Genomic DNA, 15,890 nt, shown 5'->3' with positions numbered 1-15,890 from the left:
AATTGCGGCTTTATTCTTTATCAATCTGGCTAGATCGTTTAAAATGCCTCTTGCATCTCAGAAATCACAAGGAGGACTGCTTATCTCGGTACTCTGCCGCTTTCTCCTGCATTCCAGCATGAACCGCCTCAGCCTCACTCACTCCCTTTTCAGCAGCAAGATTTCGGATATCCTGGGTAATACGCATACTACAGAACTTCGGTCCACACATCGAACAAAAATGAGCCGTCTTCGCCCCTTCAGCAGGCAAAGTCTCATCATGATAAGACATCGCCCGCTCTGGATCGAGCGAAAGATGGAACTGGTCTCTCCAGCGGAATTCGAATCGTGCTTTGGATAAGGCATCATCACGCCGCTGTGCTCCTATATGTCCCTTCGCCAAATCCGCTGCATGTGCAGCAATCTTATAGGCGATAACTCCTTCACGAACATCATTCTTATCCGGCAGACCTAGATGCTCTTTCGGCGTAACATAACAAAGCATCGAAGTACCAAACCAACCGATCATCGCAGCACCGATAGCAGAAGTAATATGATCATAACCCGGTGCAATATCAGTCGTCAGGGGTCCAAGAGTGTAAAAAGGAGCTTCCTTGCAAATTTCCATCTGTAGATCTACATTTTCTTTAATCTTGTGCATAGGAACATGACCTGGTCCCTCGATCATCACCTGGATATCGTGCTTCCAGGCAATTTGCGTAAGTTCTCCGAGAGTAGCCAATTCCGCCATCTGTGCCTCATCATTCGCATCATAGATACTTCCCGGCCGCAGTCCATCACCCAGCGAGAAGGCAACATCGTAGGTCTTCATAATCTCGCATATTTCTTCAAAATGAGTATATAAAAAATTCTCCTTATGATGGGCTAAGCACCAAGCAGCCATAATCGAACCGCCTCGGGACACAATTCCTGTCATGCGCTTGGCAGTCATAGGAATATACCTAAGCAGCACCCCAGCATGAATTGTAAAATAATCAACACCTTGTTCTGCCTGCTCAATCAAAGTATCCCGGTACACTTCCCAGCTCAGCTGATCTGCTTCACCATTCACTTTTTCGAGCGCTTGATATAAAGGTACCGTCCCAATGGGCACAGGAGCATTACGAATAATCCATTCCCGCGTGGTATGAATGTTACGGCCTGTCGATAGATCCATTACCGTATCGGCTCCCCAGCGTACCGCCCATGTCATTTTCTCTACCTCTTCCTCTATAGAAGAAGAAACAGCGGAATTACCAATGTTTGCATTGATTTTCACGAGAAAATTTCTTCCGATCATCATCGGTTCAGCTTCCGGGTGATTGATATTAGCCGGCAGAATCGCTCGTCCACTAGCAATTTCTCCGCGCACAAACTCTGGTTCCAGCCCTTCACGAATAGCAGCAAACTCCATCTCCGGCGTAATAATCCCCCTGCGGGCATAATGGAGCTGTGTCACATTCTGACCCGATTTTGCTCGCAGCGGCCTGCTTGCTTCTCCTGGAAAAACTTCGGCTGCTTGCTGAACACTTCGTTCTGACCGCAGTCCATTATCCTCCGGTTTCACGGTCCGCCCTTCATAATACTCTACATCCCCGCGCTCCCATACCCACTCATGCCGAAGCGCAGGAAGTCCTTTTGTAATATCAGCTTCATAATCGGCATCCCCCATCGGTCCGCTCGTATCATAGACACGAAAAGGTTCGTTGATCTCTACCCCTTGCGGAGTTTGAGTGGGACTAAGCTCTATCTCGCGTTCCGGGACAACAAGATCAGACCGGGATCCTGTCTTGTACACTTTACGGCTCGCAGGAAAAGGAATGTACATCGATTCACTCCCCATTCCTTCTGTAATGCCCTCTTCTTTACGATTCTTGGTACTAGCTTGTTGCTGCAAATTCATCTTTTTCGTCCTCCTCCAAAGTGGCTTACCGCCCTGTAAAAGAATCACATGAACCTTTGCTGCAAGAAGTGTATGACAACAAAAAAAGCCGACTCCCTTAGGGGAATCGGCTTCTATACAATAGTTTGTTCCTACTCTCTCCATATATTTATACAGGCATTTTTTCAAAGGTCGCGTCTTCACACGGCTCCTAATATCAAATAAGCTGCCTGTATTTAGATGGTTGAATAAGCTCCTAATGTTATCGCCAATTACTTCCCTACGCTGGTATGATCCAGATCAGGTGCAAAGAGTCCGGTATCTTGCGACACCATCTCAGCCCGGCCTTTCGGGCTCCCCTAGTAAGTTGTTATTACGTTATTGTGTTAAATCACTTCCGTTCTTCTAACGAACGGTCTCTATTAGGGTATCTCATAAAAACGAGAAACACAACCTAATATTTACATATTCCAGCTTGATAGCTGTTGCTATCTCAGCATAAGCCCCATCTGAGCTGCCGCTTTCACAAGCACTGGTCCATATTCATGCAGCGTCTCCTGAGATAATCTGCTGACAGGTCCCGAGACGGATAAAGCCGCTGCCACATTCCCTTTACGGTCAAAAATCGGAGCAGAAACGGCGGCCGCTCCCGGCTCTCTTTCTTCATAACTTGTAGCAAAACCTAAAGCTTTGATCTCTTGAAGCTGCGCTAAATAGGTTTCTTTGTCAAAAGGGATCTGGGGATCAAACTGCCTAATTAATTGTTCCTGCTCTTCAAGCGGTGCAAAAGCAACAAGTACTTTGCTCGAAGCTCCTACAGATAAAGGAAGTCTAACTCCTACAGGAGCGACCCGGCGAATGGCCTGGTTGCTTTGCACAGCCTGAACACGAATACGTTCAATGCCATCTCTTAAATACAAACTAACGGTCTCCCCTAGATTATCTCGAAGCTGTTCCATTGCAGGGAGCAGCAACACAGCGGGATCATCACTTTGCGACATATGCGCAGCGAGTTCCCATATCCGAATCCCCAGCCGATATTTCTCAGTAGCAGGATTACGGATAACAAACCCTCTTTCCTCCAGGGTCGACAACAGTCGATGCACCGTACTTTTATGTAATCCAATCTTGCTGGATATTTCGGTTAGCCCAAGGTCCGTTTGACCTGTAAAAGTGAGCAGAATGTCCAGTGCCCGTTCGACCGCTCGAACTGTTGATTTGCGATCCTGATCTTCCATGGGATCCATGCTCCTTTCATGTTTCATCACGTGAAACCTGGTTACATAAATTATATGAGAACTCGTCCTTAAAGTAAAGATATTTATTGAGAATGAATCTCATTTAGAGGATATCATCTTCTTATTAAGGCCCTCTTCTCTTCTTATGAGATTAGGGCTTGCTTCACTTGACAAGTACCTTTTACTACTAGATTGTCGAATATTACATCTGTGTAACAAATCATCTTAATGGATTGACTTTGCTACTTGTAGAACATAGGATTAAAAATAATAGCAAGAGAGTCAAGAAGTAACTAATGAAGAACATGTCATACTTTGTCGGAAATTTATGTACAATCCTACAATAACTAGTCCTTTAGTCGTGAGAGATCAAATGGTATAAGATACTAACCAGAAGGAGGGGATCTTTGAATGTTTCCTACATCCAAGAGCAATAGTCATCTTCAGCGAGACGTATCAACGATTCCTCCAGCAATCTCACCAAGGTTGATTCGTTTTAAACATATTATTGTAGCTCTTATTCTATCCATCATATTCTTTTTTGTATTCTGCTTTATTGCTCTTCATGCCTATATAGCCTGGGTACTGTCAAATCCAACAGTGGCACCCGTATACTCAAATCCTATGCTTGCCAAAGGGATGGCTTATGAGGAAGTTACGTTTCCTGCTGTCGACGGAAGCCGGAATGTGAATGGCTGGTATATTCCCGCAGAAGAAGATAGTTCGAAAACCAGTTCGAAAACCATCGTTTTGAGTCATGGTTATGGTGCTAATCGGGAGGAATCTTGGATTCCTATGTATGACCTGGCTCATTACGCTCACCAGCAAAATTTTAATGTCATTATGTTTGACTACGGATTTGCCTCACAGAACAGCCGCGGTGTTGCTACAGGAGGAAAAGCAGAGTCTAAACAGCTGCTTGGTGCAGTACAATTAGCGAAGCAAAAGGGTGCTCAGGAAGTCGTTGTCTGGGGATTTTCGATGGGAGCAGGTACGGCTTTACAGGCCGCTCTCGTCTCGGATGATATTGATGCGATGATCCTCGACAGCACCTTCTTGCTCGAGCCAGATACTTTATACCATAATATCCAGAATCAGATCGACTTGCCGAGACAGCCGACTTTACAAATTCTCACTATGTTATTTCCCATTCTTAATGGTACAAGTCTGAATTCCATACCCTATCAGGCAGTAAAAACAACAGATTATGACATTCCGATCTTATTCATTCATGGTACAGAGGATGACAAAGCTCCTTATCCTATGGCTGAACTTTTCGCTAGTAATCAAACGAATCCCAATTCAGATGTATGGATTGTAGATGATGCACACCATGAGCTTATTTTTAGAGAACATCCAAAGGAATACTTACGAAAAGTATCGATGTTCCTCGGTAATATACAACTGGCACAGCAATAACAAAATATTTCATTGAGATGGCACCTTAAACCAAGGTGCCTTTTTTGTGTATCCAAAAAAAGCTCGCAGCATGTGCTTGTATCTATTAACCAACTATCCCCCTTGCCTGTTTCATATTCTTTGACAAGTCATCATAAACCAAGCCCCTCCAAGAATAGGAATAGAAGAGATAACGTCCTCGACTAGATGCTGCGACTTTAAAAAAAGAAGGTATCCATTATTTTAGGAGGTAACCCGTATATGGAGCTGGAGTATGGTCCCTATTTACCACTGCGTGTTCTTGAGGAGATTAGTTCTTGGAAAGATGCAGAAAAGGAATACATTGATATTATTCTGTCTATTGTACCGAATCTGGAATCCCCTTATGTAAAACTGCTTGATGAATGGAAATCTGTTTTTGAGAGAACAAGCTACACAGCAGATGACTGGAAGAAGAAAACGAAGGAAGTTTCTGAGCCTGCTAACGAATATATGCTGGGTCAGATGGATGTTCTGCTTCAGACTTGTTTCTCCCAGTCCAAAGAATTTCATCGCCAGCTTGGTCATTTACTAAGCGGCAGTGAGTCAGTAGCAAAGCATCCTTCCGCGAAAGTAATACTTGAGTATATTCGAAATCAGTGTGAAAAAAACATAAATCAGTTAAAACCTTTGGATCGTCCAAATGCAGTATCTAATCTAATTAATAAACCTGTGTATACGAACGCACAGCAGCGAGACTACTGGGATGAAGAACCCTTCCCTTATCCTGAAGTAGCAGGATATGACCGGCTTGGAGAAGAAGATTTCACTGCTGCAACCACAGTTTCTTCACAAGCAGATACGTATGCTGGTGTGTCACTTGAAGCAAACGCTCAAGAAGCTTCAGGACCTCCAGAATCACCTGTACCGATCGGCGGGCACAAACTCCCTCCTCTGCCATACGCTTATAATGCACTTGAACCTTATATTGACGAGAAAACGATGCGTATCCATCATGATAAGCATCATAAAACCTATGTGGATGACCTGAACAAAGCAGAGAAGAAATTACAAGAGGCCAGAAAAGATGGAGATTTCGAACTCGTAAAGCATTGGGAACGGGAACTTGCATTTAACGGAGCCGGGCACTATCTGCATACAATCTTTTGGAACATTATGAATCCGAAAGGGGGCGGCAAACCCACCGGCTCTCTCGGCGAGCAAATCCGCAAAGACTTTGGAAGCTATGAAGCGTTCAAGAAGCACTTTACAGAAGCAGCGAATAAAGTAGAAGGCGGTGGATGGGCTGTCCTTGTCTGGAGCCCTAGGTCACATCGTCTGGAGATTCTTCAAGCGGAGAAACACCAGAATCTGTCTCAATACGATATTGTCCCATTGCTTCCTCTCGATGTGTGGGAACATGCTTATTACCTTAAACATCAGAATGAACGAAAAAGGTACATCACGGACTGGTGGAATGTCGTTTACTGGCCAGAGGTATCCGAAAGATTCATGGAAGCGCGTAAACTACGCTGGGCACCTTATTAATTATCACCAAAGTGTAGTAGAGTAGATGCTAGTTACAGCTCAGCTTAAATTAATGTACCTCTATACAGCCTACAGCCTGTGCGGTTCTGCACAGGCTGCTTTTTTCTCATCTCTATGTTCCTGATCTAGTCCCGGTCATATCTTTCTCTGAGCAGGGTAACCATCTTTTCTACTTCTTCTCTGCTTACCTTAGGCTCGGTATCAGATACATGTACCGCCTGCTTACGAAAAACTTGAATAAGCGAGTTCATGTAAGCTTCAGCTGAAGGCACGCCTGCCAGTTCACGGAGGCCTCCCATCGTTCCTGATACAACCTGTGGATAATCTTCTTTTTCACCTATCGCCGCAGTGTCGTAGAATTCACGTACTTCTGCTGCCAGGTCATCCCCATGATCCTCTACAATAATAAAAGCGGTAATGAGATAGGCTTTCGCTAAACGGCGCTGGGCTATCCCGCAAAATTTACGACCTGCTATGCTAACATCATAATCCCCCGGGCAAAAGGCCCCCTCAATTTCCCCAGCTTTGGCTACAGCTTCCCAAGGCAGTAATGCCTCTTGTATGTAACTCACCATCTTCTTAAAATCTTCATGAATATTGATGACTCGATCTGTATTTGGCATGATCAGCGATACATTAATCACCCCAGGTGTAAGTTTTACAGCAGCCCCACCCGAAGGTCGCACACAAGTACGGATTCCGCGGGTCTCATAGCTCTGCAGTACACCCGATGCCCCTTTAAGCCTGCGGTCTCTAAGTCCAATTACTAGTGCATTCTCATGCCTCCATAGATGAGCAACCGGGGGATGGCCTTGTCCAACCTGCTTACACAGCACTTCTTCCCATGCAAAAGCAGCAAGCACATCTTCTGAACTTCTCATGAGCGGAGATTCATAAATCTGTAGTTCCTCGAACATGGGATTCTGCTCCTTTTTATGTATATTTCATCTGTTTACACATACAAAAAAGCCTTGACCTAAAAGGTCAAGGCTTTCGATCCGTACTTCATATGCCAAGGCCCGTCCAACGGTATTATCCTTTAAGCAAAGAAAGAAACTCAGCACGAGAAGCTGCATTCTCACGGAATGTACCGCGCGTTGCAGATGTAACCGTCATGCTGCCCGGTTTTTTGATGCCGCGAGCACACATACATAAGTGCTCACCTTCAACGACAACCATCACACCATTTGGCTTCAAAGCTTCATCCAAAATATCAGCAATTTGGGATGTGATACGTTCTTGCACCTGAAGACGGCGAGTTACTGCTTCTACCAATCTCGCAAGTTTGCTAAGACCGACAATTTGTCCACTTGGAACGTATCCGATATGAATTTTCCCGAAAAAGGGAGCCATGTGGTGTTCGCATTGGCTGTAAAACACGATATCTTTGACGATAACCAGCTCTTCATGATTCTCATCAAAAGTTACACCCAGTACATCTTTTGGATCTACCTCGTAACCTGCAAAAATTTCTTCGTACATACGAGTAACGCGCGCTGGTGTCTCAAGCAAACCTTCACGGTTTGTATCTTCACCAATCAGCTTTAATATTTGTTCAACATGGTATTCAATCTGCTCGCGATTATCCGCAACAGAAGAATTCACGTAATCTTTAAGTCCAGCCATTTCGTATAACCTCCCCGCCGTCGCATTTGGCATTTGGCAGGCAAATTGCAGCTGCTATCTTTTTCTGCCCTGATTTTTTCGCATAGGCGGTTGCATTCTACCAGCTCCGTTACCACCTTGCTGGGATTTCATCATCTGTTGAGCACGCTGCATCTGCTTGCTATTCAAATTGTAACCCATTTGCTTAGCCATTTTTTGTAAAGCCTCAGGATCATTTTGCATTTTCTCCATCTGTTTACGCAGATAGAAAGCCCCAATAAAGAATCCTCCGATCAAGCCCACAATTAGTGTAATAATGGGTATGATAATATCCCACATACTTCTACACCCCTATTTTTAACTAAATTTCCTATCGTTTAAAAACGTTTTACAAACGATATCATAGCATGTAGAATGGCTGCTAGCAAACGGAAATTGGTGTTTATCTTACCACTTTTATATCTAATTCTGATTCTCTATCTCCATAAGCTTCTCTTTTACGGATAATCCGCCTGGATATATGATAACGCCGCCTTCATTACCCGTTACACGATGGTGTGGAATAATGATAGACAGCGGATTTTTTCCGATAGCTGCCACAACAGAACGTACTGCTTTTGGTCTGCCGATTGTATCTGCTACATCCAAACTTGATACACTTTGACCAAAAGGAATATCAGCCAGTGCTTTCCACACTTGAACTTCAAAAGGAGTTCCGTGCTGATCGAGCTTTAGTTCAAACGATTTACGTTTACCCTTTAGATACTCATCCAGCTGCGACACTGCTTCCTTAAAAGGAGTGAGATCACGTACAAAATGATACTCTCCAATCCATGTTCTCGCCCATTGCTGCAAATGAGCTTCACGTACAGCATAATTACCAAAATCCAGTCGTGCGAGGCCCTGCGGCGTTGCACATAATGTTAACTCTCCGAGGTCTGTCATCATCTCATGATAATAAATAGGCGTACCCGAATGGTTTGTAACCGTTGTTGGCTTCCAGGATTCGGCCTGACCCGGCATCTTACTTTCTATATGATCTGTCTCTGAAGCAGTTTCGCCATGTTGTTCGCTTGAACTGCTGCTTAGTACAGCTTCACTATTTGTTATTTCAGGAAGTTTAGCACCTAAACGTTCCCCCGCTTTTTGAATCATTGTTAGGACGGTTTCATGTTCTTCTCTTAAAGATGCCTTTGTTAGTGTGTTCATTGCATCGTCCCCTCCTATTTGACCGAGCGCCCATGCGGCGGTTCCTCTCAGCTCAGGCCGCGGATCGCGCAGGAGCACTTCGCTTAATTTCGGTACAGCTGACTTATCTTTAAAATTCCCGAGTCCGATCACTGCATTTCGTTGAATTGGTTTCTTACCTCGCCAAGCGGCAGAGGTGTGACCAAAGCGTTCTTTAAACTCTTTATTGCTTAAATCAAGAATCGGTAACAATAACGGCTTTACAACCTCCGGGTCTGGCTCAAATTCAGGATGATGGTTCCAGTTCTTGCCTTTGTTCTTAGGACATACAATCTGGCATGTATCACATCCATAGAGCCGATTACCGATTTTTTTCATATATTCTTCATCCAAAAATCCTTTGGTTTGTGTCAAGAAAGATATACATTTCTGAGCATTGAGCTGTCCCGGTCCAACGAGAGCACCGGTAGGGCAGGCATCAATACATTTCGTACATTCTCCGCATCCTTCCGTAACCGGTTCATCCGGTGTGAAAGGAATGTTCGTCACAAGCTCTCCAAGAAAAATCCAGGATCCGAACGTAGGAGAAATGATGGCACAGTTTTTGCCGCTAAATCCAATACCTGCTCGCTGTGAAACCGCACGGTCTACCAAAACTCCCGTATCAACCATACTTTCAATGCGAGCTTCTGGAACTCTTTCCTTAATAAAATCCGAAAGTTTATCCATCGCTGCTCGAAGAACAAGATGATAATCCTGTCCCCAAGATGAACGTGCCAAAATCCCTCTATACTTTCCCGGTTCTGACTTCGGTGGATCTTTCATCTTTGATGGATACGCAATGGCGATCGCAATCAAGGAAGCTGGTTTCGCGTCATCTAAAGCAGGGTTCACTCGTTTCTCTATATCTCGCTCTTCAAACCCTGATTCATAACCTTTTGCCCGGTGCTCTTCTAGAATTGAACGTAAGGAAACAAAAGGATCAGCGGCCGCAAACCCGATATCATCAATACCGAGTGACGGCGCTGCGGCAATAATTTCTTGCTTCAACCATTCGTAACGTCCATCTGGGCTCGGTACTGACTGTCCGCTAATCATACTCTCACCTCTAAGTTTAAATTAAGTTATATAATGTATGTTTCTGTCATACGTTGTATCGTTCAGAGTCTTTTCATACTCTCCTTAGGCCAAAAAATAAATTCAGCCTTCCCTACGATCTCATCTGCTATAACACTTCCGAATAAACGACTATCCTTACTCATTCCGGCATGGCGATTATCACCCATTACAAAGTAGTGATCTTCCTGGAGTTTGATCGGTCCAAAATCTGGATCTTCAACGATTGTATCCGTGTAAGACTCTTGCTGGGCTTCCCCATTCACATATAATACATGATCCCTGATCTCAACGAGATCACCTGGAATCCCAATGACTCTTTTCACTAGAAACTCTTTACGGTCAGGTCCGCTACTTGGATCATGAAGCACAACTACATCTTGTCGCTGCGGCTGTTCAAACTCATATATGATTTTGTTTATGAATAGTCGATTTTGTTCGGTAAGAGTAGGCTGCATGGATTCACCCTTAACGATGGAAATGTTAAACACAAATAAGTTCAGAAGCAGCATAATGACTAAAGCGATGGAAATTGTTTTAAACCATTCCTTTAGCTCTCTTGAAAAGCTAGAGGAGGATGGTTTCACCGGACGATCTTTTTTTTGCGGTACATGACGATTCATCCCTTAAGTCACCTCGATCATCTGTAAGTGCCATTTTTATCTTTATTCTAAAAATGCCATATGAATAGAAAAGCATATCTCGGTTCCATTTGCAACGGAAGCCAAGATATGCCTGATATGATGAATATTAGTTCTATTTATTTGTGTCTATTTTTTATGCCTGATTCTCTAGTTAGTTGTGGACCAGAATACTCAGATTCTGAAAAGCTTTCATAATCTGGTTGGCACCATATCCCATTGCCTCGTACAAAGGCATCGCGGCCTTGTTATGTTCATCACCTGCAACCCATACGCGGGTTACTTTGCGCTGCTGAAAACGTTTCTCCACAGCTTTAACCAAAGCTTTGCCCACTCCACGGCGTCTAGCATCTGGATGAATGGCAATCCGATAAATGTAACCTTGATTCTGATCGATAGTCCCAATTAGTGCACCTACAAGTTCTCCATCTTCCTCAGCAACCATGATTAGGTCCGAGTCCCAGGATAATTGTCTTGCAAAAGGCCCAATCGTGTTCTCGTAGCAATCTTCCGACAAAGCAACTTGCAGCAGCTCCGTCACGCGATTTGCGTCACTCAACTGAAAGGAACGAATGTTCATCTGTTAATCTCCCTTTTCGTTAACTTTAGTGAGGTTTTACAAAAAAGGCATCCCTTTTTACCCAAAACCCGATGATCACTTTTCTGTATGTATTTAGATACAATCAGAATGTGCATTTAAATACAGGCAGAAAAACCGACATAGAGCCGGCTGGAACATCTGTCACGCCATAAAGGCCAACTAGAAATGTTCAGGAAAATATAATTACGACAAAAAACGAAAAGTATTTACTTCTTGGTTCATTAAACCACATTTTATTACAGAAAACACGCAATTTTTTTCTGAAAGCGCTTCATTTGTAGCGTTTACATTTTTAGGCTTCCATTTCGACCAACATCTGTTATCTATGTCAAGTTACTTAGCATAAGATATTTTTTTAATGTAAACTTTATGTAAATTATAAACCCTTATATAACAACTTATTCAACAAAAATGTTGATTAAATACGCTGAATACGGTTTAATAGAAATGACGAGGGGTAATTCTTACATAGAGACTGTACCTTTCATTTAAAACTATTTTATTAGGAGGAATTTCATTATGGCATTCCAATTACCAGCACTTCCTTACGCAAACGACGCACTAGAACCACATATCGATGCTCAAACAATGGAAATCCACCACGACCGTCATCACAATACTTATGTAACTAACTTGAACGCAGCTTTGGAAAACGCTCCTGAGCTTCAAGGTAAATCCCTTGAAGATCTGATCGCTAACCTTGACAGCGTACCTGAAAACATCCGTACTGCTGTTCGTAACAACGGCGGCGGACATCATAACCACAGCCTATTCTGGGAAATTATCGGACCTAACGGCGGCGGCGCTCCTACAGGTGCAATCGCATCAGCGATTGACAGCGAGCTTGGCGGCTTTGATAAATTCAAAGAAGATTTCGCTAAAGCAGCAACAACTCGTTTCGGCAGCGGCTGGGCTTGGCTGGTTGTAGGTAAAGACGGTAAACTTGCAATTACAAGCACACCTAACCAAGACAGCCCTATTATGGAAGGACTGACACCAGTTCTTGGTCTTGATGTTTGGGAACATGCTTACTACCTGAAATATCAAAACAAACGTCCTGATTACATCGCTTCCTTCTGGAACGTAATCAACTGGGATGAAGTAAATAAACGTTACGAAGCTGCGAAATAATTCAATTCATAACTGTTCGAAACAGCCGCCTTGTTATATAACAAGGCGGCTGTTTTTTAGGTTATATTCTTCAGGTTATATTAAGCAATGGATTCTGCTTCTTCGATAAGTTCATTATTTTATCCAGTTCGGTATAACTCATAATAATGACCACATAACTTCATCAAATCCTCGTGAGTGCCCGTCTCTACGATTCTTCCCTCATGCATAACAACGATTTTGTCAGCATGCTGAATGGTAGATAAACGATGAGCTATGGCTACCGTTGTTCTTTTGTTCATCAGCTGCCTTAGTGCATCCTGTACCAATTGTTCCGATTCATTATCAAGTGAGGCAGTGGCTTCATCTAGAAGAAGAACAGGTGCCTTCTTAAGAATCGCTCTGGCTATAGCAATCCGCTGACGTTGTCCACCTGACAACTGGCTACCCTTCTCCCCCACTTGCGTATCCAGTCCCTCAGGAAACTGCTCTATGAACAAATGCGCATTCGCATGTACCACTGCTTCCTTCATATCTTCCTCCGAAGCTTCCGGATTACCATATAAGATATTCTCACGAATGGTACCAGTAAAAAGCTGCGGCTCTTGCGGTACAAGTGCATAAAGAGCTCGTATTTCCTGTAAAGACATATCCGAATAGCTCACCCCATTCACACAAATGTCTCCTTGATCAGGATTATAAAATCCGAGTAACAATCGGAATAACGTGCTTTTTCCGCTGCCGCTTGCTCCTACTATTGCCGTGAATTTCCCATGTTCAATCTCTATACTGAAATGATCCAGCACCTTACGATCTGAATAGGCGAAATCGATTTGCTCAAGGGAAACATGGACTTCCTTCTTATCCTGGTTACTCCTTAATAACGATTCCTGTTGCTCCAATTCTTCTGGCTGCTCTTTAAGCACTTCCTGTATTCGGTCCGCGGCTCCTAGTGAAATCTGCAGTTCTCCCCAAGTAGAAGCAAATGTCGTGAATGGCATAATGACATAGTTCATCAGCTGAACAAAAGCCATGAGACTTCCGATCGTAATTACATCATTAGCTACAAGATAGGCTCCATATGTAATGGCAAGAACAAAAGCCGAGAAACCGATCATATTCGATAAAGATTGCAAAATACTCGTGGTGGTGCCGAGCTTTATTTCCTGCTCTCTTACTGCTCTAGACTGGGTGCTGAATTTTTGATTAAAAATGGATTCCAGTCGAAACACCTTGAAAATCATACTCGCGCCTGCCACATCCTGCACAAAGGAGGTCATGCTCCCCCACTTTTGCTGTGATACTGTGGATCTCTCACGGATACTGCGCCCAAGCAGGACACCGCATAATAAAATGGTCGGTCCAATCAGCAAGGAGATTAAAGCCAGCCGCCATTCAATGATGACGAGGTAGATAAAAGCACAAAGAGCCATAAGCGGATTTTTGATCAATTCAATCAGGGTATGACCAAGTGCTCCGCCGATCGTCTTGTTGTCTGTTGTAATTCGGGACAAAAGGTCTCCTGAATGATGCTTGTCGTAGTAGGATTGTGAAAGCCCTAGCATTTTGCGAAAAGTCAGGGTACGGAGCTCATCCTGTACATTTGCAGATACACGAGATTTTAAATATCCATTCACATATTGATTAATACCCATGATGAGAATCAGTGCAATTCCGACGTACAGCAGAGGAAGAAATTTGGATGTATTACGGGATACAGCTGTTTCTGTTAAGTTCCCAAAAAGCCACGCGATGGATAAATTCATCGTGATATCAATAACCGTAACCACACCAAGCACAACATAGAAGTACCAATACTTGCGGATTAGACCTTTAAAAACAGCCACCTGGACAGCCCCTTTTATCTGGAAGTTTGGATTTCCTTAATCACTTCTTTCACTTCTTTGCTTGCCTTTAATACGCCAAAATGCTGGATGTGCTTCACTGTGTCACGTATGAGTTCTGCATCGACATCCTTAGTAAATACGAGTTGGCCTATAAGACGAATCTCGATCTTTGTGTTGGATTCCCGTAACATTTCAAGATCATGCCGCTCATAAATCACCACACCGACTGCTGTTATTTTACGTGTGACATAATCCTGTATGTCCTTCCGATGTGTCTCCAGTTGATTCCGAATGGCTGTTCTAATAAAATCAGTCCGGTTTGAATAAAAGGCTTGATCTACCAAAAGATCCATTTGGCCTAAGTCTACAATCCCTACATTTACGGTCACTTTCTCGATTTTATCTTGATCATTCATTGCGGAAATTCCTCTTTTCCTAGATTCATACTCTGTATGGAGTATACTCACCTTATTTTATAACATTAAATTCCATTTTATGCAATTAATTTATTTTTCGTTAACAGAAGAAAAAGCCTGCTTCAACGAAGCAGGCTTAGTGTAAGAAATATTTATATTTATAAGGCAAAATGTTCTTTAATTAATTTCAGGAATACATTCGGAAAAGCCATGGTTTCCATATCTTTAGGTCCAATCCACTTATAGACATACCCTTCGGTCTTATAAGATTCGTTTCTCTCTGCTACCATCGCAGGGCTTACTATATGTTCTGTCTGTTCACAGTGATACACTTGAAGATTCCAATGAATATGACTAAATGTATGCTCCGCAATCTTCCAGAACTCTTTTGGATTTACCGCGTAACCTTCTTCTAGCAGATGACCTTTCATCATGTCCATAGCCGGCTCATCCGGCACCTGTGAAGCAAGTCCGCCTGGCATAGAAGCAAGTACATGCGGCAGCTCCCACATTCTAGCAAGCAGCCCAGTTTGCGGACGCTGACGAACAAGAATCTTACCTTCGTTTGTTGAAGTCCCTGTAACTAAGGCTGCAATGCGCTGCTCTGGGCGAGGAGGTTTTGCTTTCTTCTTCACAGGCAAAGTATCTTCTCTGCCTTCAAGCCGTCCTTTGCACATCTCCATCACAGGACAAGTCAGACAATGCGGTGATTTCGGTGTACATACAAGAGCGCCCAGTTCCATCAGTGCTTGATTAAAGTCACCTGCTCGCCCTTGCGGAATAAGCTCCGCCGCCAAAGTCTCCATTTTGACCCGCGTACTGCCTTTCATAATATCATCTTCAATTAGAAAGTACCGCGATAATACCCGCATAACATTTCCATCCACAGCAGGCTCAGGCTGATTAAAAGCAATACTGAGAATGGCACCTGCTGTATACGGACCTACTCCCTTGAGGTTAAATACGGCATCCTTTTCATTAGGCACCTCTCCCCCATGGAGCTCAAGGACTTGCTTTGCTGCCGCTTGAAGGTTGCGTGCGCGAGAATAATAACCAAGCCCTTCCCAAAGCTTCAGCACATCTTCCTCTGGTGCTTCGGCCAGGTCCGTCAGAGCCGGAAAGCGAGTAATGAACCGTTCAAAATAAGGTTTAACGGTTTCTACCCTGGTTTGCTGAAGCATAATTTCAGATACCCAAATATAATAAGGGTTGCGATGGCGACGCCAAGGCAAATCCCGTTTATTCTGCATATACCAATTCAGCAGCTCCGTGCTGAAGTATTGTTTTGCTATACGTTGATCCATTTCCTGTTTGTTCTCCCATCCTTGTTTGTACATCTATC

General features: G+C 43.6%; 14 protein-coding genes and 1 riboswitch. Of the genes, 3 read left to right on the top strand and 11 right to left on the bottom strand.

Annotated features, from left to right (window positions below):
- Positions 1 to 64 precede the first annotated feature (64 nt).
- Positions 65 to 1,822: a phosphomethylpyrimidine synthase ThiC gene (gene thiC / locus GQY27_RS17460; RefSeq protein WP_160036571.1), complete on the bottom strand. Its 1,758-nt coding sequence runs from the start codon at positions 1,820 to 1,822 to the stop codon at positions 65 to 67.
- A gap of 299 nt (positions 1,823 to 2,121) precedes the next feature.
- A riboswitch (TPP riboswitch) is annotated at positions 2,122 to 2,232 on the bottom strand.
- A gap of 117 nt (positions 2,233 to 2,349) precedes the next feature.
- The gene (locus GQY27_RS17455; RefSeq protein WP_160036541.1) at positions 2,350 to 3,099 is read right to left on the bottom strand and encodes an IclR family transcriptional regulator; all 750 of its coding nucleotides are present in this window, start codon (positions 3,097 to 3,099) and stop codon (positions 2,350 to 2,352) included.
- Positions 3,100 to 3,510: 411 nt separating this feature from the next.
- Between GQY27_RS17455 and GQY27_RS17450 the strand changes: the two genes are divergently transcribed.
- The gene (locus GQY27_RS17450) at positions 3,511 to 4,518 is read left to right on the top strand and encodes an alpha/beta hydrolase (protein WP_160036540.1); all 1,008 of its coding nucleotides are present in this window, start codon (positions 3,511 to 3,513) and stop codon (positions 4,516 to 4,518) included.
- Between the two features lie 240 nt (positions 4,519 to 4,758).
- The gene (locus GQY27_RS17445) at positions 4,759 to 6,024 is read left to right on the top strand and encodes a superoxide dismutase (protein ID WP_160036539.1); all 1,266 of its coding nucleotides are present in this window, start codon (positions 4,759 to 4,761) and stop codon (positions 6,022 to 6,024) included.
- Positions 6,025 to 6,149: 125 nt separating this feature from the next.
- Here GQY27_RS17445 and GQY27_RS17440 read toward each other — a convergent pair whose 3' ends face one another.
- The 6 genes from GQY27_RS17440 to GQY27_RS17415 all read right to left on the bottom strand — a co-directional run bounded on the left by GQY27_RS17440 (position 6,150) and on the right by GQY27_RS17415 (position 11,154).
- Positions 6,150 to 6,941, bottom strand: coding sequence for a lipoate--protein ligase family protein (locus tag GQY27_RS17440; protein ID WP_160036538.1), 792 nt, complete (start codon positions 6,939 to 6,941; stop codon positions 6,150 to 6,152).
- A gap of 115 nt (positions 6,942 to 7,056) precedes the next feature.
- Entirely contained in the window at positions 7,057 to 7,650 is a 594-nt protein-coding gene (gene folE / locus GQY27_RS17435; protein WP_160036537.1) for a GTP cyclohydrolase I FolE, read from the bottom strand.
- A 54-nt stretch (positions 7,651 to 7,704) separates the two neighbouring features.
- Positions 7,705 to 7,968 (bottom strand): YneF family protein, encoded by a 264-nt coding sequence (locus GQY27_RS17430; RefSeq protein WP_160036536.1) that lies wholly within the window; start codon positions 7,966 to 7,968, stop codon positions 7,705 to 7,707.
- A gap of 123 nt (positions 7,969 to 8,091) precedes the next feature.
- Positions 8,092 to 9,915: a tRNA epoxyqueuosine(34) reductase QueG gene (gene queG, locus GQY27_RS17425; RefSeq protein ID WP_160036535.1), complete on the bottom strand. Its 1,824-nt coding sequence runs from the start codon at positions 9,913 to 9,915 to the stop codon at positions 8,092 to 8,094.
- A 62-nt stretch (positions 9,916 to 9,977) separates the two neighbouring features.
- Positions 9,978 to 10,556 carry a signal peptidase I gene (gene lepB, locus GQY27_RS17420; protein WP_160036534.1) on the bottom strand — a complete coding sequence of 193 codons (579 nt, stop codon included), beginning with the start codon at positions 10,554 to 10,556 and terminating at the stop codon, positions 9,978 to 9,980.
- Positions 10,557 to 10,728: 172 nt separating this feature from the next.
- Positions 10,729 to 11,154: a GNAT family N-acetyltransferase gene (locus GQY27_RS17415; RefSeq protein WP_160036533.1), complete on the bottom strand. Its 426-nt coding sequence runs from the start codon at positions 11,152 to 11,154 to the stop codon at positions 10,729 to 10,731.
- Between the two features lie 540 nt (positions 11,155 to 11,694).
- Here GQY27_RS17415 and GQY27_RS17410 point away from each other — a divergent pair.
- Positions 11,695 to 12,306, top strand: a complete 612-nt coding sequence (locus tag GQY27_RS17410; protein ID WP_160036532.1) for a superoxide dismutase — start codon at positions 11,695 to 11,697, stop codon at positions 12,304 to 12,306.
- Positions 12,307 to 12,425: 119 nt separating this feature from the next.
- On the opposite strand, the gene GQY27_RS17405 is transcribed toward GQY27_RS17410, so the two are convergent.
- From GQY27_RS17405 to mutY, 3 genes are all read right to left on the bottom strand, one after another.
- Positions 12,426 to 14,132 (bottom strand): ABC transporter ATP-binding protein, encoded by a 1,707-nt coding sequence (locus GQY27_RS17405; protein WP_160036531.1) that lies wholly within the window; start codon positions 14,130 to 14,132, stop codon positions 12,426 to 12,428.
- Positions 14,133 to 14,146: 14 nt separating this feature from the next.
- Positions 14,147 to 14,548, bottom strand: a complete 402-nt coding sequence (locus GQY27_RS17400; RefSeq protein WP_160036530.1) for a ribbon-helix-helix domain-containing protein — start codon at positions 14,546 to 14,548, stop codon at positions 14,147 to 14,149.
- A 158-nt stretch (positions 14,549 to 14,706) separates the two neighbouring features.
- The gene (mutY, locus tag GQY27_RS17395) at positions 14,707 to 15,852 is read right to left on the bottom strand and encodes an A/G-specific adenine glycosylase (protein WP_160036529.1); all 1,146 of its coding nucleotides are present in this window, start codon (positions 15,850 to 15,852) and stop codon (positions 14,707 to 14,709) included.
- Positions 15,853 to 15,890: the final 38 nt, after the last annotated feature.

This window comes from Paenibacillus sp. An7 (genome assembly GCF_009870785.1).
In the GTDB taxonomy this organism is placed as follows: domain Bacteria; phylum Bacillota; class Bacilli; order Paenibacillales; family Paenibacillaceae; genus Paenibacillus.
This window is presented reverse-complemented; position numbering and strand designations above follow the sequence as displayed.

Excerpts from the sequence above, each read along its gene's own strand:
- thiC (WP_160036571.1), bottom strand. The coding sequence starts at position 1,822 with ATGGGGAGTGAATCGATGTACATTCCTTTTCCTGCGAGCCGTAAAGTG.
- GQY27_RS17455 (WP_160036541.1), bottom strand. The coding sequence starts at position 3,099 with ATGGAAGATCAGGATCGCAAATCAACAGTTCGAGCGGTCGAACGGGCA.
- GQY27_RS17450 (WP_160036540.1), top strand. The coding sequence starts at position 3,511 with ATGTTTCCTACATCCAAGAGCAATAGTCATCTTCAGCGAGACGTATCA.
- GQY27_RS17445 (WP_160036539.1), top strand. The coding sequence starts at position 4,759 with ATGGAGCTGGAGTATGGTCCCTATTTACCACTGCGTGTTCTTGAGGAG.
- GQY27_RS17440 (WP_160036538.1), bottom strand. The coding sequence starts at position 6,941 with ATGTTCGAGGAACTACAGATTTATGAATCTCCGCTCATGAGAAGTTCA.
- folE (WP_160036537.1), bottom strand. The coding sequence starts at position 7,650 with ATGGCTGGACTTAAAGATTACGTGAATTCTTCTGTTGCGGATAATCGC.
- GQY27_RS17430 (WP_160036536.1), bottom strand. The coding sequence starts at position 7,968 with ATGTGGGATATTATCATACCCATTATTACACTAATTGTGGGCTTGATC.
- queG (WP_160036535.1), bottom strand. The coding sequence starts at position 9,915 with ATGATTAGCGGACAGTCAGTACCGAGCCCAGATGGACGTTACGAATGG.
- lepB (WP_160036534.1), bottom strand. The coding sequence starts at position 10,556 with ATGAATCGTCATGTACCGCAAAAAAAAGATCGTCCGGTGAAACCATCC.
- GQY27_RS17415 (WP_160036533.1), bottom strand. The coding sequence starts at position 11,154 with ATGAACATTCGTTCCTTTCAGTTGAGTGACGCAAATCGCGTGACGGAG.
- GQY27_RS17410 (WP_160036532.1), top strand. The coding sequence starts at position 11,695 with ATGGCATTCCAATTACCAGCACTTCCTTACGCAAACGACGCACTAGAA.
- GQY27_RS17400 (WP_160036530.1), bottom strand. The coding sequence starts at position 14,548 with ATGAATGATCAAGATAAAATCGAGAAAGTGACCGTAAATGTAGGGATT.
- mutY (WP_160036529.1), bottom strand. The coding sequence starts at position 15,852 with ATGGATCAACGTATAGCAAAACAATACTTCAGCACGGAGCTGCTGAAT.